15 protein-coding genes are annotated in these 17187 nt (G+C 65.2%); 2 read left to right on the top strand and 13 right to left on the bottom strand.

Annotated features, from left to right (window positions below; genetic code table 11):
• The first annotated feature begins 3 nt into the window (after positions 1-3).
• Positions 4-375 carry a hypothetical protein gene (locus ON44_RS36920; protein WP_040699179.1) on the top strand — a complete coding sequence of 124 codons (372 nt, stop codon included), beginning with the start codon at positions 4-6 and terminating at the stop codon, positions 373-375.
• A gap of 177 nt (positions 376-552) precedes the next feature.
• Here ON44_RS36920 and ON44_RS53845 read toward each other — a convergent pair whose 3' ends face one another.
• The 13 genes from ON44_RS53845 to ON44_RS36855 all read right to left on the bottom strand — a co-directional run bounded on the left by ON44_RS53845 (position 553) and on the right by ON44_RS36855 (position 15003).
• Positions 553-1155, bottom strand: coding sequence for a VldE C-terminal domain-containing protein (locus ON44_RS53845; RefSeq protein WP_040699177.1), 603 nt, complete (start codon positions 1153-1155; stop codon positions 553-555).
• 349 nt (positions 1156-1504) lie between these two features.
• Complete coding sequence (locus ON44_RS36910; RefSeq protein WP_040699176.1) at positions 1505-1816, bottom strand: hypothetical protein; 312 nt, start codon at positions 1814-1816, stop codon at positions 1505-1507.
• Between the two features lie 16 nt (positions 1817-1832).
• Positions 1833-3314: a class I adenylate-forming enzyme family protein gene (locus ON44_RS36905; protein ID WP_040699174.1), complete on the bottom strand. Its 1482-nt coding sequence runs from the start codon at positions 3312-3314 to the stop codon at positions 1833-1835.
• Positions 3315-3406: 92 nt separating this feature from the next.
• A complete protein-coding gene (locus tag ON44_RS36900) occupies positions 3407-5098 on the bottom strand; it encodes an FAD-binding protein (protein ID WP_245567491.1) in 1692 nt (563 codons plus the stop codon).
• On the bottom strand, positions 5098-7491 hold the full coding sequence (locus tag ON44_RS36895; protein ID WP_040699173.1) for a CaiB/BaiF CoA transferase family protein: 2394 nt from the start codon (positions 7489-7491) through the stop codon (positions 5098-5100). Before ON44_RS36895 ends, ON44_RS36900 begins: the two co-directional genes overlap by 1 nt.
• A gap of 3 nt (positions 7492-7494) precedes the next feature.
• Positions 7495-8451 carry an enoyl-CoA hydratase/isomerase family protein gene (locus ON44_RS36890; RefSeq protein WP_040699172.1) on the bottom strand — a complete coding sequence of 319 codons (957 nt, stop codon included), beginning with the start codon at positions 8449-8451 and terminating at the stop codon, positions 7495-7497.
• Positions 8444-9598 carry a M24 family metallopeptidase gene (locus tag ON44_RS36885; RefSeq protein ID WP_040699170.1) on the bottom strand — a complete coding sequence of 385 codons (1155 nt, stop codon included), beginning with the start codon at positions 9596-9598 and terminating at the stop codon, positions 8444-8446. The genes ON44_RS36890 and ON44_RS36885 overlap by 8 nt, the downstream gene beginning before the upstream one ends.
• Positions 9588-10823, bottom strand: a complete 1236-nt coding sequence (locus tag ON44_RS36880; RefSeq protein ID WP_040699169.1) for a M24 family metallopeptidase — start codon at positions 10821-10823, stop codon at positions 9588-9590. The genes ON44_RS36885 and ON44_RS36880 overlap by 11 nt, the downstream gene beginning before the upstream one ends.
• Complete coding sequence (locus ON44_RS36875) at positions 10820-11992, bottom strand: amidohydrolase family protein (protein ID WP_040699168.1); 1173 nt, start codon at positions 11990-11992, stop codon at positions 10820-10822. The genes ON44_RS36880 and ON44_RS36875 overlap by 4 nt, the downstream gene beginning before the upstream one ends.
• 31 nt (positions 11993-12023) lie before the next feature.
• The gene (locus tag ON44_RS36870) at positions 12024-13262 is read right to left on the bottom strand and encodes a cytochrome P450 (protein WP_174415228.1); all 1239 of its coding nucleotides are present in this window, start codon (positions 13260-13262) and stop codon (positions 12024-12026) included.
• Positions 13263-13270: 8 nt separating this feature from the next.
• A complete protein-coding gene (locus ON44_RS36865) occupies positions 13271-13465 on the bottom strand; it encodes a ferredoxin (protein ID WP_040699166.1) in 195 nt (64 codons plus the stop codon).
• Entirely contained in the window at positions 13462-14271 is an 810-nt protein-coding gene (locus ON44_RS36860; RefSeq protein ID WP_040699165.1) for an SDR family NAD(P)-dependent oxidoreductase, read from the bottom strand. Before ON44_RS36860 ends, ON44_RS36865 begins: the two co-directional genes overlap by 4 nt.
• Before the next feature lie 219 nt (positions 14272-14490).
• The gene (locus ON44_RS36855; RefSeq protein ID WP_040699163.1) at positions 14491-15003 is read right to left on the bottom strand and encodes an MTB12 C-terminal domain-containing protein; all 513 of its coding nucleotides are present in this window, start codon (positions 15001-15003) and stop codon (positions 14491-14493) included.
• Positions 15004-15324: 321 nt separating this feature from the next.
• Between ON44_RS36855 and ON44_RS36850 the strand changes: the two genes are divergently transcribed.
• Positions 15325-16944, top strand: a complete 1620-nt coding sequence (locus tag ON44_RS36850) for an MFS transporter (protein WP_051182862.1) — start codon at positions 15325-15327, stop codon at positions 16942-16944.
• The last annotated feature ends 243 nt before the right edge of the window (positions 16945-17187 follow it).

The following is a 17187-nucleotide window of genomic DNA, read 5'->3' as shown; positions in this document are numbered from 1 at the left end:
GCCGTGACCCGAGTAACCGAATCGACCCTGTCCGGAAGGTCGTTCCTGCCTGCCGCACTCGAGATCGCACTGCGTTGCCCAGCCCGATCCGACTACATCGAACTGCGCTTCACGACCTCGGCAGGCCCCTGGCAATGGTGCTTCCCCGAGCCGCAGCATCGATACGCCGACCCGAACGCCGCCACCTCGATCGCGCTGGCATTCGGGCGCTACGGCGCACAGGCTCATCTGATTCGAGCAGGTGGACTCGGCCCAGCCCTCCCGAGCTCCGCGGCCCTCCCGCTGATCCTCGCCGACGCCCGAATCCTGGTCGAGCGGCGGCTGATCACCCCCGGTCTGTCCGCGACTCCTGATCGCCAAAGGCCTGCCGCATAGAAATCAAGGTGTTCCTCGTGCGGGCGCAGGATCGAGCTGTGCAGCGCACCGCGAGATCCGCGCCGTGGCTTTACGAACCAGGGTTGGCGACGGTCGTGGCCTTCCATGCCCACCCGGACGACGCCACGCACGGGACCGACGAACGCAGGTGGCGTTTGGTTCGGCGTGCGGTGGCGGTCAGCACTGTACGTCCACATCAGGGGCATTCGCGGCGAAGGATACGTGCACGTGGTCGTAGTGATTTGCGGTCGGGCTCCCTTTGTCTTCCATGTACGACCAGCCGTTGCCGTCGTTGTATCGCTGCCGCCAGATCACGTAGGTCACACCGAAACGCTGCTGATTGGCCAGCACGAATTCTGCGATCGCATCGCCTTGTGCGGAATCAGATGTCATCAAATCGACCGCAAGGCCGGCGCCGTGATCGTCGTTGCCACGGCCCAAAGCACCGCCGATGTCGGTGATCCCGAACATCTTTCCGAGGAAGTGGCCCACCTGTGCCACATGCGGTCGGGTGCCCGCGAGTTCGGTCGAACACGGGACGCGTAGGTGTTTGATGTATTCGTCGGCCGACGGTCGTATTTGCTCGGCCGCAGCCGCCGGTGCCGGCTGTGCCGTCGACGGCGCGGCGGCAGGGGCTGCTTGGACCGCGGCATGCTGAGCGGTCGGGCTCACCACCCACAGCACGACTGCGGCAATGGCAGCGATGCCACACACAGCCACAACCACAGCTAGCGGAGTGCGCTTGCGGCCTACCGGACGCCTGCGGTGTTGACCAGGCATAATATCGATTACTGGCTATCGTTGGGGACACGTCACCGATACATTACGAAATGATCTCGGAAATGTCACGCCGACATGATCGGGAGCCGCTGCCGCTTGGGGGTGTGCGCGGTGGTCTCCGATGTGCCAGCGGAGCGCCGATCGCCGACAACTCGGTGGAATCGGTAGGTCGAGCCGTGGTCTTCACCCGCCGAACGCCTACCGGCACGATCCGAATCGCTGGTCCTTCGACCGTCGAAGTGTTCGGGTTGTGGAGCGTTGGGCCCGGCGGCATATCGTGCCGACCAACCGCACCGGTGGAAGCAACCCTGCCCCGCCGACTCGCCCAAGTACCGGGCGGTGCCGACGGTCAGTCCGATGCCGGGAGCGGCTTGGCTGCCTTGAGCTCCAGCGCCTCGCCATCGATGGCGGGAATCCCGGGACCTGGCTTCGTGCACAACAATTCGACTGTGGCGTCGGCGTTCGTGTAGCGCTTGCCAATCGCGGTGCCGCCGTTGGAGGTGGCCGGGGCGGCGGTGCCGTTCTTTTCCGCCGCGGAGAGCACTGCGGGGGCGCCGCCGATGGTGAGTTCGATGGGGGCCGCGGGGACTTTGACGACGATCAGTTCTGTCGAATCGACGGCGCTGTAGACGCGCGTGCCGGGCTTCAGGGATAGTGCCATGGGGTTTCTTACCTCTCTAAGGTGCGCTCAGGTCCTCGAGCACGAGCCTGCGCAGTAGCTTTCCGGTGTCGGTGTGCGGCAACGACTCTCGGAAGACGATCGTTTCCGGGGTTTTCGAGCCGCGCAGTCGCGAACGGACGAGGGTGCGCAACTCTTCATCGGTTGCGACGGCGCCCGCGCGCAGCACTACGGCTGCGGCGAGTGTTTGGCCCCATTCGTCGCTCGGTGGGCCGACGACGCACGCTTGGGCGACCGCCGGGTGGGACAGTAGGACCTCTTCGATCTCGGCGGGGGCGATATTCTCGCCGCCTCGGATGATCGTGTCGTCGGCTCTGCCCTCGATGTACAGGTATCCGTCGGCATCGACATGGCCCTTGTCTCGGGTGCAAAACCAGCCGTCGGCGTCGAGCAGGCTGCCGGTGGCGTATTCACCGGAGATCTGGTCGCCGCGCAGGAAGATGATGCCCGACTTGCCCGGGGGCAGTGCTCGGCCGTCGTCGTCGCGGATCTCGATCTCGACTGTCGGCAGTACCTGACCGGCCGACGAGAGCCGGGCCCGGATCAGTGGGTCGTCGGAAAGCAGTGCGGCTCGGTGGTCTTCGGGGCCGAGGACGGCGATCGTCGACGCCGTTTCGGTCAAACCGTAGGCGTTGACGAATCCGACCTTCGGGAATCGCGTAAGTGCTTCGTGCAGTACGCGTTCGGATACTTTCGCGCCGCCGTACGAGAGGGAACGTAGTGTCGGCAGGTCCGCACTGCCGAGTCCGGTCACCGTGTCCACGATCCGCGCCAGCATTGTCGGCACCACCATCGCGTTGGTCACGGCTTCCGCACGGACCGTGTCGAGCCATACGAGCGGATCGAAGGCACGCAGGTACACCAGCCGACGGCCCGCGAACAAATTCGACAGCATGTTGGCCACGCCGGCGACATGGTAGGGCGGCACCGACACCAGCACCGCCTCTTCGGCACCGGCACTGCCGAATTCGACGGTGCTCAGCAGGTACGCCATCAGGTGGCGATGCCGCAGCAGCGCCGACTTCGGGGCCGCCGTGGTACCGCTGGTGTACAGCACGACCGCCACGTCGTCATCGTCGATCGGCGGATCCGCGGGTGGCGGGTCGGCGGGGAGTCCCGCCAGCCAATCGTCGAACAGGAGTACCTGCCCGCCGGCCGTCACTCGCGGCGCTGTCGCGGCGTCCGCCAATACGAGAGCGTCGGGCTGCCGTTCGATCAAACTGTTCAGCTGGGTGTCGTCCAACCGGTAGTTCACCGGGACGAACGGCACCCCCGCGCATGCCGCGGCCAACAATGCCACCGGCAGCAGCGGATGGTTCTCCCCCGTGTACACCAGCGCCGGGAACGCACGTAACGCCCCCGCGCCACGCGTGGCGAGCACGCCCAGATCGGCACCGGTGACCCGCCGCTCGGCATCGCCGAGCAGCACCCGGTCGGCAAAGCCCGACTCGATCATCTCGACCATCGACGAGAGATGCACGTTACCTCCGCAGGGTCAGATCAGTGTCCGTGCGAACGCCGCGCGGAGCGGGCGGCCGGTCGACGGAACGGCTTGTGCAGCAACAACCTTCGTCATTCGGAGTGTTCTCGGCCGGGAGACTCACACGCGTGATTCGCCGCCGCGTACCCGAATACCGCCGAGGCGGCGATACTCGCTCCGGCGCCGAGGTACCTGCGGCCCATCACGGATGCGGTGCAGTTGCCGGTGGCATACAAACCGCTGATCGGCTCCCCATCGGCGTTCAATACCCGGGAGAACTCGTCACAGAGCAGCCCACCGCTGGTGCCGATATCTCCGGGATACAGCGCGGCCGCGTAGAACGGCCCCTTCTCGATCGGACCCAGGCTGGGATTCGGCTGGTGGGTGCGGTCGCCATAGAACCGCTCGTGATCGCCCTCGCCGCGATGGAAGTCCTCATCGACGCCGGTTTCGGCGAATCCATTGAAACGGCTGACCGTCTCCGACAGCGAATCGGCGGGGATACCGCATTGGCGCGCAAGGTCTTCCAGCGTCTCGCCGCGTTTCAGCACACCGCTGGTGATCAACTTCTTCGGTGTCCAGCCTGCGGGGGCCATCCCGAACGGATAGCTGGCCCGGTGGCGGGAATCAATGATGAGCCATGATGGAATAGCGCCGCCGGACTCGCGGTGATGGGCATACATCCGCTGGCCCGCCTCCTGATAGGAGCACGCCTCGTTGAAATAGCGTCGTCCTTGCGCGTCGACGATGAGCGATCCCGGCTTGCACCGCTCGGACAGGCACATGCCGGGGGTGCCGTCGGGCATGATCCACGACGGCATCCACCACGCCTCGTCCAGCATGTCCGTGGCGGCTCCGAGATCCATCGCGAGCCGGATCGCGTCTCCGGTATCGCCCGGGTTGGCCGAGGTCCAGTCGGCACCGATGGGCTGCCCGTCCGAATACTCCTTGCGCATCGTCTCGTTGCGGGCGAAACCACCCGCGGCGAGCAGGATTCCATCCCGCGCACGCACGCGCACAGCGCCTCCGTCACGCTGGATGACCGCGCCCACGACCCGGCCGTCCTCGACGACCAGGTCGGTGAGCGCGGACTCGCGCCAGATCGGAACCTGCCGCCGCAGCAGCGCGTCGACCAACCGGGCGATCAACGCCGCCCCATTGGCCGCCAACTGCCGTCCGCGAAGGCGCCCCCCGACGGTGCGCCTTCCGACCCTGGCCATCGTGGCCATACCGATTCGGGTCCGCATCAACGACATCGGCGCCGCCTCCACGGTGTAGATCACCATGCCGCCGGCGAAGCCGGGCCGGATCCGGTCACGCCAGGCACCGAGTTTCTTCTTGTCGAATATCTCCGGTTCGATGGATCTGCCCCGGGCGGATCCGCCTTCGCAGCCCCGGACTCCGGCGTAGTAATCGCTATACCCTTCGCACCGACGGAATTTCAGGCCCTCGGATTCGAGGAAGTCGACCATGTCGATCCCCGAATGGAGGTAGGCCATTCGCCGCGCCGGAGACGATGCCGGACCCGCGTCACCGACAACTGTGTCGAAGTACCGCAGCGCGTCCTCGAGTGAGTCGGGCACGCCATCGCGCTGCATGAGTGGATTGTTGGGCAACCACAGCACACCACCCGACATACAGGTCGATCCGCCGACCAGATCGGACTTCTCCACGACGAGAACATCTTTGCCGAGGGCACTGGCACGCAGTGCGCCCACGACCCCGGCACCGCTCCCGACGACCAGGAAGTCGGTCGTAAGGTCCCAGTCGTTCATCGATGTCATCACTTCCCCCTGCCCATCGCGGGCGCCCGCCCGATGACGCCGTCGGCTTCGAGCGCGGCGATTTCGGATTCACCGAATCCGAGTCCCGCCAGCACTTCCTGGTTGTGCTCCCCCAACAGCGGCGCGTGGCGCGTGTGCCACCGTTCGGGGCCGTCCGACAGCGTGAACGGCACTGTGCTGTGCCGGACCGTCGGGTTCACCGGATGCTCGACGTACTCATAGAAGCCGCGTGACTCGAGCTGCGGCAGTTCGGCGACGCGATGCGGCTGCATGACTTTGCCCACCGGAACTCCTGCGTCCCAAAGGATTTGGACGATCTCGCCCGCGCTGCGCTGCGCACACCAGGCGGCGAGATTCTTGTCGATGAGGTCGTGCTGCACACGACGCCCGCCGGCGGTGGACAACTCCGGCTCCATCGCCCAGTCCGGCCGACCGATCGCATCGCGTAGACCAGACCATTGCTCATCGGTGGCCACCGCGACCGCGACCCAGGAGTCGTTGCCGCCGTATTCGTCGATATCGGCGGTCCGGTAGAGGTTTTGCGGTGCCGCCTCCGGTCCCCGATTGCCGTCGCGCACAAGGAGTTGCCCGTATGCGGAGTGCTCGATCACCTGTTCGGCGGCGACATTCATTGCGGCGTCCACCATCGCCGCCTCGACGAGCATGCCCGCGCCGGTACGCCGCCGATGTTCCAGCGCGAGCAGCAGCGCGTTGAGGGCGTGCAGACCGGCATTCGGATCGCCGATCGAGAACGGCTCGACCGGGTTCTGATCGGGATGGCCGGTCAACCAGGTGAGTCCGGACGCATCCTCGATGATGTAGGCGAAGGCCGGGTTGTCCCGCCACGGCCCGTCGAGGCCGAATCCCGGCATCCGGACCATGATCGCGTCGGGGCGCAGGCCGCGCACCTTCTCGTAGTCGAGCCCGATCTGCTCGAGCACCCGCGGGGTGTAGTTCTCGACGATGACGTCGCAGCTCTGGATCAGCCGATGCAGCACCTCGATCCCGCGCTCGCTTCGGAAGTCCAGCGTCACGCTCTTCTTATTCGTGTTCAGGCTCGAGAATATGGGCGAGCGTTCCCACCATTGGTCCTCGCTGAGCGGGACACCGGCGATGAGCCGGGTTCCGTCGGGCCGGGTGGTCGACTCGACGTGGATTACTTCGGCACCGAGCATGGCGAGCAGGTGTGTGCACGACGGCCCGGCCCAGAAGGCGGTCATATCCAGCACGCGAAGTCCGTTGAAGGGCAACCCTTTCGCGGTGTCTCCTCGAGCGGCAGGGGGTGTGGCGCGATATCGTTCCCCGTGCTCGTCGAGGCGCGGGGCGGGGCGGGGCGCGGGCGGAGGCTCGGATCCCAAGCGGAACGGTGGGGCGGGCTGGGTGTAGCCGTCGCGGGGGTTGGCCACGAACGATCCGCGCGCCCGGTAGTGCTCCATCTCGGCGACGTTCTCGCCATTGGCCACCAGGGAATTGGGAATTCTGAAAGCCGTTGCCAGTTCCCGGATTTCCTCGACGGTGTGGTCGGCGAACCACGGCGCGATCTCACTCGCCAGGTCGCCCGCTCGCCCGCTGATCGAGAACGGCGCGCTCTCGTCGATCCACTCCGGATGGCCGACCATCGCGCACAGGTCGAACCACTGCTGGGCGGTCCCGCACCCGACGGCCACCATTCCGTCCTTGGCACTGGCCACCCCGGGCACCATAAGCCCTCGTCCCGGCCGCATCAGCCGACCGAGCGCCTCGAAGAACGTGACGGAATAGTAAGTGAGACTCAGAATCTGGCTCTCGAGTATGGACAGGTCGACCAGCTCACCCACGCCGGTGCCGAGGGTCCGCACCCGCGATGCCAGGGTGCCGGCCGCGGCATATCCCCCGGCAACCCACTCGCCGATTCGGCCTCCGACGTAGACCGGAGCACGGTCCGGCGCGCCGCGACCGAGCCCGATGATCCCGCCCGACCACGCCTGCAGCGTGAACTCGGTAGCCGGTCGGTCCTGCCAGGGACCGTGCAGACCGAATGGGGTGATCGAGGTGACCGTCAGATGGGGATGCCGGTCATGAATGGCTTCCGGAGTGAACGACGGATGCTCCGCGACACTCGATCCGCGACTCCAGACCACCGCGTCCGCCCCCGCCAACAGTCGGTCCACGAAGTCGATCTCATCCGGATCGGCGACCACGCTGTGCTTCGAGCACGCGAGGAAACCGAACAGCGCACCGTCGGCACCGGACGGGATTTCGGTGTGCGAAGCCGACCAGCTCCGCAACCGATCACCTTCCGGCGCTTCGACTTTGACGACTTCCGCGCCGGCGTCGGCCAACAGCTTCGTACAGTAGGCCCCCGCGATTCCACTGGAGAAATCGACGACCACGTAACCATCGAGCGGTTCCACGAGCTAGTCCTTCCGCTCCCGAGCGCGCTTGCTCAGCCGCCATTCCGGCGGGAATTTGCTGTCGTTGTCCTTGACCGCGTTATTGATTCCGCGATTCATGGCCTGGTCGAACATCATGTCGTCGGTGTCGGGCGCCGCGAAGCCGCCGACCGTTTCGAAAAGTCCGCTGATCATGCTGCCCAGATATTCGCCCTGGTACTGCTTCATGAACTCGAAGAAGGACTTCTGCATGAACACGGTGTCCGTCGGACGGTTACTGGCACAGGCCTGTGCGTATTTGTCCACTTCCGCTTCCAGCTGGTCCCTCGGGACGACGCTGTTGAGGAAGTTGCACTGGTACATTTCGGCAGCGGTGAACGCCCGCCCGGTGAACACCATCTCCTGGAATTTGCGCAGGCCCATGGTCTGCGCCCACCACCACATCCGCGGCGCCCACCCGACGTAGCGGAAGGCCGGATGCCCGAACAGCGCGTCGTCGGAGGAGATCACCAGATCGGCGTCGGCGGCCTGATAGAAGTGCCACCCGTAGCAGTAGCCCTTCACCTCCAGGATGCTGATCTTCTTGAAATCCTGCAGGCTGCGAATTCCGGAGTGGGAGTTGGCATACCACGCGCTGAGCGTCGCGCCGTGCCGGAACGACCCCTGGGGCGGATAGGTGACTTCGTCGGCGCCGATGCGGAATTCGGCGAGTTTCGGCCCTTGATCGGGATTGGTGTGCGCCGCCATGAATTCCGGTAGGTCGGCACCGGTGCCGAGATCATCGCCCTCGCCACGGATTACGAGCACCTTGACGTCGTCGTCGACACTGGCGCGGTGCAACAGGTCGGCATAGCGCACCCGAGCCGCGATGGTCGGCGCATTGAGGTGGTCGGGCCGGTTGAACGTGATCGTGGCGATCTTGGTCTTGGGATCCTTCTCGTAGAGGATGATCTCCTCCGCCGAGGGCGCGGACTCAGTCATTCGACGCTCCGATCGTGATGCCCGCGTTGCTGTTCCACGACGGGCCGGAAGTCAGCACCTCGGGTGCGTCGGCGGTGATCAGCACCATCTCCCGTCCGAAGACGGCGCCGATGCCCTGCTCCCAGACGTAGCCGGTGACGGCGAGCACCATCCCCGGTTCCAGATGCTCCGCGCCGGCGGTGGCCGGAAGTTGTTGCGACACAACGGGCGCATCGAACCCCAGCCCCAGCGCATGGGCCACCGGCAGCGGCGGCAACGGTTCACCTGCAGCCTCGTACGCGCTGAGGAATTCGGAGGCGAGCCGACCCGGCCGACAGGCGGCGAGCAGGCGAGACCACAGCTGATCCCACCGCTCGTAGAGGGCACTTGTGCCGTCCTTCGGAGCCCAGGTCGGCCAGGTCCGGCCGATCTGGGCGATGTAGCCGTTGCCGATGACTCCCGCGGAAAAGGCCACCAGGTCACCGGCCTGCGCGCGTCGGTCACCGGACGCGCGCCGCCACGGGTGGTCCGGTGCGGTCACCCATGCGGCGTCCTGGGTGGCCGGGGTACTCATGCCCCCGGCCGCCATTGCCTCCAACATCACTCCCGTCAGGGTCTTCTCGGTGACCCCCGGCCGCAGTTCGGCCACCGCCGCCGCCAGGCCCGCTTCCGCGATGCGGATCGAATCCCGAAGCACCACAATTTCTTCGGGAGTCTTGATCCGCCGGGCGGCACGCATGGCCTGTTCGCCGTCGACCAGTTCCGCCTGGGGAAATGCCATCGGCAGGAACTGGGAGAACAGCGGGGACAGGGCATCCGTACCCACCCGCCTGGCGGTGGCGGCACCGCCGATCTGGCGCAGCACCCCCACGAGGTTGAGCGGATTCCACATGATCCCGTACAGGTTTTCGTGCGGAATGTCCTCGGGAACGCCTTCGTCCCAGGTGCTCAACAGATGAATGTCGCCGGTTTCGCGGACGAGGACGCATCCGGGACCGAACGGCCTGGTCCCCGCGGTCCACAGCTGCGGTGTACCCGTGACATAGCGAATATTGGCCTGCCTGCCCAGTACGAGCAGGTCGAGGTCGTGGGCTTCCATCTGGGCCAGTACGCGCTCCCGTCGCCCGAGACGGAGTGCGCGTTCATCGGCCAGGATTTCAGTTGCCATAGGGCGCGTAGGTGTAGTCGGTCAACGGAATGAAGCCTTCCTCGGTGATCACGATGATCTCCTCGCTGCGGTAGCCCCCGGTGCCGTCCTCCCACACCACCGGTTCCAGCACCAGTACCGTGCCCGGTGCGAGGACGAAGTTCTTGTCGAAGTCTTCGCCCAGATCCGTGCCGATCATGGGCATCTCGGCGGGGCCGACGCCGATACCGTGCCCCAGATAGAAGTGGGGCAGCCAGGGCTTTTCGCCGCCGTTGGCGTCGATGGCCGCCCTGGCCAGTTCATTCAGCGAAGCTCCTGCGCGAGTCACCGCGAGCACCGCGTCCAGGATCCCCCGCCATCTGGTGAATTGCGCCTGCTGCCTCGGGGTGGGGTCCTGGCCGACCACCCAGGTCCGGCCGAAGTCGGAGCAGTACCCGCCGTAGCTGATGCTCACGTCGGTCCACAGGACATCGCCGCGCGCCAGCTCCCGTTCGGTCGTCAGCAAGGGCAGCGCAAGATCGTCGTGTACCGTCCAGACGCCTTCTGCCTTGGTTTCCGGCATGACCTGCCAGATGGGGTCGAGGATATTGGCGGTGGCGCCGAGTTCGAACGCCCGCCGCACGAAGGCCGCGGAGAGGTCGATCTGCCGGATTCCGGGTGCCAGCGCCGCGTGGACATCGACCATCGCGGTGTCGGTTATCCGGCACGCCGTGCGGATGCAGGCCAGCTCGTCCTGGGTCTTGACCAGTTTGGCCGCACTCAGCACCAGGGCGGCGTCGGTGGGCGACCCGGACGGGAACAATCTCTGCTCCGCGCGCCGCATCGCACCCGTGCATTGGTCTACGGCCATGGACGCCCCGCTGGGGACGAGATCGGCCAGGATCCGCGCGAAATCCGCTACGCCTTCGTCGAATTCGAGATAGACGGGTCCGTGGACATAGTCCGCGGGCAACTCCGTTTCGGTGGCCGCGCCCTCACGGAAAGGCATGAACAGATGCGGCCACTCGTCGTCTGCCAGGACCACCGCGACCGGGCACTCGATATGCGACAGACCGGCGTCGCCGAGCGGCCAACTCGCTCCGGTCGCATACATGACGGATTGGTCTTCGAGCAGAACCAGGGCATCCACGCCCTGCTCCACCATCGCCGCCCGCAACCGGGCTCCGGTTTCGCGCCGCATGCGGGCGCGATCCGGTGTGTCCGGAATTCGGATCGACGTCCCTACCGCTGTCGGAGAATTAGTCATTCGATACCCAGGAATTTCTTGATATTGCCGCTGACGATTTTGGCTGCGTTTTCCGGGCCGACCGCGTCGATGACCAGTTGCAGCGACTTCTCCGAATAGCCGAAAGTGCTTTCGTTGTGCGGGTAGTCGGTGGACCACATCACGTTGTCCACGCCGATCTGGTCGATCAGCTGCAAGCCGAGCGGATCCACCATGAACGCGGCACTCATATGCTTGTTCCAGTAGTAGCGGACGTCGTGCTGCAGTTTCGGCTCGCACATGTGCTGGTAGGACGCGTACAGATGTTCGCCGTCCTGCAGTGCCGACGGAACCCAGGCGATCCCGCCCTCGAACCAGCCGATCTTGAGTTTCGGATGCCGGTCGAGAATGCCGGAGAAGATGTACCTGCCGAACATCTCCCGGAATGAGTCGACATTGACCATCATCCCGACCACGATGGTGTTGAACTCGCAGGGAGCCTTGAGCCCGGTCTCCCCGATGTGATGGGAAATGGGCACGCCCGACGCTTCGATCTCGTCCCACACCGGGTCCATCGCCGTACTCGCGTAGTCGATCTGGTTGCCGTCGGCGTCGGTACCCGGGTTGAGTGGCAGCAGGAAAGTCTTGAGCCCCAACGACTTCAGCTCGGCCAGGGTGCGGCGGGTACCCTCCGGGTCCCACCAGTTGATCAGGCCCGCAGCGTAGAACCGGCCCTTGGAACGCTCCTGCAGGCCCGCCATGTACTGGTTGTAGATCCGGAACAGGCGCTCGCGCATTTCCTTGTCGGAATGGAAGAACAGCGCCAGGACGGCATTCGGAAACGCCAACTCCTTGTAGACGCCGTCTTCGGCCAGCTGCTCGATACGGGCCTCGAGGTTGCCGCTTGCCGCGCCGACGAGGTCGTCGTACTGCATCAGGACGGCACTGAATTCGGGCGGCAGGAACGAATGTCCGACGGCGCCGACCTGATAGGCACCTTCCTCGTACCAGATCCGCGGCGCCTGAGCCTTCAGCTCCTCGGGAAGATACTGGAAGAAGATATCGTCCGAGAGCGAGATGTGATTATCGGCCGAGAACACCTCGGTCCCCGCGGGCAGACCCACGTCACCAGTGGCATTACCGTGCCGGTTCTTCGGCGCGCCGAGGCCCTCGGGTGGATATAACGAGACGTTCTTCGTCGGGCTTGACATCACTTGCCTCCATGCATCTTGTCGGAATTGGTCACCACTCGACCGGCAGCTCGTAGACCCCGAAGGCCAGCCGGTCGTGTTTGAAGTCGATCTGGTCGATGGTCGTCGCCAGCCGCAGCGTCGGAATACGCCGGAACAGTGTCTGGAAGACGATCTGCAGCTCCGCACGAGCGAGCTGCTGGCCGACGCACTGATGCCGCCCGTGCCCGAATGCCATGTTCTGATTCGCATTCGAACGGTCGGCATCCAGCCGGTCCGGCTCGGGGAAGGTGTTCGGATCCCAGTTCGCCGGTGCCAGGTCGATGATGATTCCCTCGTCGGCGCGGATCACCTCGCCACCGATCTCGATGTCCTCCATGGCAACTCGCCGCTGCCCGGTATGGATGATGCTGAGATACCGCAGCAGTTCCTCGATCGCGTTGGCCAGCACCTTCGGATCGTCGGTATCGCGGATGACCGCCAGCTGTTCGGGATGCTCCAGCAGGGCGAGCACACCGAGACCGATCATGTTCGATGTGGTCTCGTGCCCCGCGACCAGCAGGCCGACGCCCTGCATCGCGGCCTCCCACTTATCGATCTCACCGGCCTTGACCCGCTCCGCCAGATCGGACACCGCGTCCTCGGCCGGATTCTCGGCCTTGACCTCCGTCAGCTCCGCCAGATAGTTGAGCAAGCCGAGGACGTTCTGCTGCGACTCCTCCGCGGTGGTGTATCGCCCCAGCCCGACATCGCTGTGGCGCTGGAAGAATTCGTGGTCGGCGTAGGGAACGCCCAGCAGTTCACTGATGACCAGCGACGGCATCGGCAGGGCCAGCGCCGCGACGATATCGGCCGGTTGCGGACCAGCGAGTATGGCGTCGATGTGCTCGTCGGTGATCTTCTGGATCACCGGCCGCAATGCCTCGACCCGCTTGAGCGCGAACGGTTTCGTCAGCATTCGCCGGTACCGGGCGTGTTCCTCCAGGTCCCGGTTGAATACCGACGCCGGGCGCGAGTCCGACATCGCCTTCATGCCCTCGTTCCAGTGCGGGAACCCGGGGCGGCGGTCGTCGACGCTGACTCGCGGATCGTAGAAAAGCGACCGCGCTTCGGTGTATCCGGTGACTACCCACGGCTCGCTACCGTCCCAGATCCGTACTCTGCTCAACGGTTTCGCGGCCGCCATATCGAGCAGCTGGGGCGGCGGCGCGAAGGGGCAGCGCATCGAGCGCTCCATCGGATACTGGGGCACGGCGGCGTCGGTGGCGGTTCCGATCGATGTTTCGGACATGGTCTCCGTCATTCCTCGATATGGATGGCGCGGGCGGGGCAGGCCTCGGCGGCCTGACGGACGGCATCGGCTTGCTCAGGCGCAGGATGCTCGTTCAGCAATACGACGACGCCGTCCTCGTCGCGTTGGTCGAATACCTCGCCGGCGTACAGCGCGCACTGACCGTTCGCGAGGCATATGTCTTGGTCGACAATCACTTTCATCGAACGTCCTTGACCTGGCTCTTCATGCCCGCGACGGTGCCACCGTCGACCGGCAGGATCGTGCCCGTCACATACGCCGACCGGTCGCTGCCGAAATACAGCGCGGCCTCGGCGACATCGCGAGCTTCGCCGTCTCGCCGCAGCGGTTTGTTATTCCGCATGATTTCGCGGGCGGCGCCGACAAACCTCTCGGCTTCCTCCGCGCTCATGTTCGCGACGGCCGAAGCGAGCAGGGATGTCGGAATGTTTCCGGGTGCGACGCAATTGATTCGGATATCGAAGGCGGCGAATTCCATGGCGGCTGATTTGGTGAAATGCATTACCGCCGCTTTGGATGCGCGATACGACATCACGCTGGCGCCCGCCTGAATCCCGCCGATCGAGGACACATTGATGATCGAGCCGCCGCCGTTGGCAACCATATGGCGTGCCGCTTCCCGCGTTCCCGCCATCACACCGAGCAGGTTGACACCGAGCACCTGATGAAAATCGGCGAGGTCGTCGTCGAGGAATCCGGCATGCATCGCACCGGAAATGCCCGCGTTGTTGACCATGATGTCGAGACCGCCGAAGCGCTCCACAGCGGTGGCGACCAGCTGAGTGACCTGCTCGGGATCCGCGACATCGGTCTTGGTGAAGATGACCTCCGCGCCGAGGCGTTCGACCAGCTGTTCACCCCGATCGGAGTCCCGGTCGGCGATGACGACTCGGGCGCCTTCGGCCGCGAACAGCTCGACAATGGCCTCACCGATTCCAGCCGCACCGCCGGTAACGATGGCGACTTTGCCGGCTAATTCATTCACCACAGCGTGTATGCCTTTCATCGACGGCCCAGTGAGCATCGGCGACCCGCTGTCGCCCGATACTCGGCGTGTGATACGAAAAATCTTGGACAACAACGGATCCCATGCAGACTGGTCGATTTTCACCAGGCGCTGCGCTCAGGGCCGATGCTATTGACCGCACGAATTTCGCGGGTCGCTGTCTCACTCAGTAGAAAGCCGAGTTACCGACCCGTAGCGCGATCAGCAGCTGGCCGGAGCACCGCCCTGCAACTTCAGCAGACCGCAGTAGGTCGCCGCGGCGACCTTCCACTTCCCGTCGACGCTGACGGCCTTGCCTGCCTGATTCGGCAGGGCCGGGTTGCCGTTGATCAGGACGGTGTAGGTGACCGAGGCATGCGTGCTGTCGTCGAGCTTCACATCGGACACCGTCGCAGTGGAACCGGCGGCCATCGGACTACTCGCCTGCGCCGCGAGCGTCGGGGCGAATGTCGAACCGTTCTCCACGAGACCAGCTTTCGTGTCGGCAGAGGTCTTGCCGTCGAAGAATGCGACGAAGGCATCGGTGATTTCCTTGACCGCCGGGTCGTTCGAATCGGCCTGCGCGGAAGTGACCGCCGCGGCGGAGGCGTGGGTCGCCGTCGTGGTGCTGTTGGACGAGTCATCGCTCGAACTGGAACAGCCGATGACGGTTGCCGACAGCATTGCCATGGCCCCGACGGCGGCGAGTACTCGGCGAACGATCAGATGATTCATGGTGTGTGTCCTTGTAGGGGATGTGTTGGGAGACACATGAAAGCCCCCGTCCGCCCATCGCATATCCGTTGTTCCGCTCAGCGGGCAAACGGTGCTCGTAGCTGATCGACGCGGCACCGCAGACCGCGACTACCACTACCGCCGAGCGCGGCGGCATGCCCCGGACTCGACCGCATCACCGAAGGTCGCTGCACGGATATGCCCGAATTTCCGGTGAGTAGGACGAACGCGCGGACTACTGATGCGACCTCATATCGTCCGCCGCCAAGAGTCACCGCTGCGCGACTCCCACTCATCGTTTTTCTCTCCCTGGAGCGCATTATGTCCGCTACCACCACTCCTCCACCGGATGAAGTCGACCTCGCCGTCGACACCGGTAGGCTCGAGAACGTCTCGCGACTTCGCATCTACGCGGTACTCGCGCTCATCGTGCTGATGACCGAGGTCGTCCCCGTGCAGTACACGATGATCACCCCCGCACTGCACGATATGAGCGCCACCTTCCCCGACGTCGGCGCCAACATCAACTGGATTGTCATCCTGATCGGCCTGGTCGGCGCCTCCGCGACGCCGCTGCTCGGCAAGATGAGCGACATCTGGGGCAAGAAGCTGCTGTTCGTGGCGTGCGGCGTGCTGTTCGTCGTCGGCTCGTTGATCGACGCGGTCACCGACAACTGGACGTTGTTCCTGATCGGACGCGGTCTGCAGGCGTTCGCCGTCGCCAGCCAGTTCATTGCCTTCGGCCTGATCCGGGACCTGATGCCGCGGCGGTTCGTGGCGACCGCGCTCGGCTTCGTCGGCGCTGGTATCGGTATTGCCGCCGCGATAGCGCCGGTGATCGGCGGGGTTCTCCTCGACCACTTCTCCTGGCGGTCGTTGTTCTGGAGTCTGGGCGGTTTCACCGCCCTGATGACGCTGCTCGTCGTGCTCGTGGTCCCGGAATCGAAGCTGCGGGTACGCGATCGGATCGATCCGTTCGGCGCGGTGCTGCTGTCCGTCGGTACGCTGCTGGTTCTGCTCTACCTGGACAATGGCCAGAGCTGGGGTTGGGGCCGCGCGACCAGCATCGCCTGGCTGGTCGGCGGGCTGGTGCTGCTGGCGCTGTTCTTCGTGGTGGAGACTCGAGTGAGCCGCCCGATGGTCGACCTGCGGCTGCTGTTGAACCCCAAGGTCAGCATGGTGCTGCTGATGTCCTTCTTCGGTGTCGGCATCATCGCGATACAGCCATTGACGCTGGCGTACATGACCCAGACCCCGAATGCCGACGGGCTGCGCGACCAGGTCGCTCAGGGTGTGGTGGCCAAAGCCCATGAGATGACCGGAGCCACGCTGCCGGTCGACATGGTGAAGGTGGTCCTCGATCCGAGCTACAGCTACGGCAACGGTTTCACCATGTTGCAGTACGCGCTGCACGTCGGACTCTGGGCCGGGCTCGTCGCCGTCATTGCCGGCCCCCTCGGCGGCTGGCTGTCGCATCGGTACGGTGCCCGCATACCGGCGATCGCCGGCTTCGCCGTCAACGTGGTCGCCGGCGTGGGCTACATCCTGGTCGACTACAGCTGGGCCACCTACTCGGTGTTCTACGCGCTGTCCGGGATCGGGTTCGGCTTCTTCTACGCCGCCGTGGCCAATCTCGTCGTCGACGCGGTACCGCAGGAACAGCAGGGCATCAGTACCGGCATGCTCGGTGTCACCATCAACCTCGGCACGGCGGTCTCCCTCGCCGTGGTCACCGCCTTGCTCAACAACAACCCGATCAAGGCGAACATCGACGTCATGGGCAACCACGCCGTCCAGCCGATACCGCAGGTGTTCGCCGACAGCGGCTATACCCAGACTTTCTGGCTGGCATTGGGCACCGCTGTGATCGCACTGGTCCTCGGTGTGCTCCTGCGGCACGGCCGCGCAGCGGCGCGTGGCGGCGCCGAACACGCCGAATAACCCACTCCCGCAACACAATCCCCCGCCGACGGCCGTCACCCATCGTGCCCACGTCTTGTCGGCGGACCTGGACCTCCCGCGGATGTCGTCAACCCCCTGCACCCACCGACATCCGCGGGAGGTCCCCTCGAAACCCCGCGCGCGAAATCCACTCCCGCGAGCCGGCATTCCCTCCCCTCAACCTCCCGCGAGATTCGCCGCAGGAGGTCCCCCGAAACCCCGCGCGCGAAATCCACTCCCGCG

Source organism: Nocardia vinacea NBRC 16497 (genome assembly GCF_000308835.1).
GTDB lineage: Bacteria > Actinomycetota > Actinomycetes > Mycobacteriales > Mycobacteriaceae > Nocardia > Nocardia vinacea.
Note: the sequence above shows the minus strand (reverse complement) of the source record. Positions and strands in the feature narration are given on the sequence as shown.

Coding starts and splice junctions, on each gene's coding strand:
- ON44_RS36865 (WP_040699166.1), bottom strand. CDS start 13,465: ATGAAAGTGATTGTCGACCAAGACATATGCCTCGCGAACGGTCAGTGC.
- ON44_RS36910 (WP_040699176.1), bottom strand. CDS start 1,816: ATGGCACTATCCCTGAAGCCCGGCACGCGCGTCTACAGCGCCGTCGAT.
- ON44_RS36850 (WP_051182862.1), top strand. CDS start 15,325: ATGTCCGCTACCACCACTCCTCCACCGGATGAAGTCGACCTCGCCGTC.
- ON44_RS36870 (WP_174415228.1), bottom strand. CDS start 13,262: ATGTCCGAAACATCGATCGGAACCGCCACCGACGCCGCCGTGCCCCAG.
- ON44_RS36855 (WP_040699163.1), bottom strand. CDS start 15,003: ATGAATCATCTGATCGTTCGCCGAGTACTCGCCGCCGTCGGGGCCATG.
- ON44_RS36885 (WP_040699170.1), bottom strand. CDS start 9,598: ATGGCAACTGAAATCCTGGCCGATGAACGCGCACTCCGTCTCGGGCGA.
- ON44_RS53845 (WP_040699177.1), bottom strand. CDS start 1,155: ATGCCTGGTCAACACCGCAGGCGTCCGGTAGGCCGCAAGCGCACTCCG.
- ON44_RS36875 (WP_040699168.1), bottom strand. CDS start 11,992: ATGTCAAGCCCGACGAAGAACGTCTCGTTATATCCACCCGAGGGCCTC.
- ON44_RS36890 (WP_040699172.1), bottom strand. CDS start 8,451: ATGACTGAGTCCGCGCCCTCGGCGGAGGAGATCATCCTCTACGAGAAG.
- ON44_RS36880 (WP_040699169.1), bottom strand. CDS start 10,823: ATGACTAATTCTCCGACAGCGGTAGGGACGTCGATCCGAATTCCGGAC.
- ON44_RS36900 (WP_245567491.1), bottom strand. CDS start 5,098: ATGACATCGATGAACGACTGGGACCTTACGACCGACTTCCTGGTCGTC.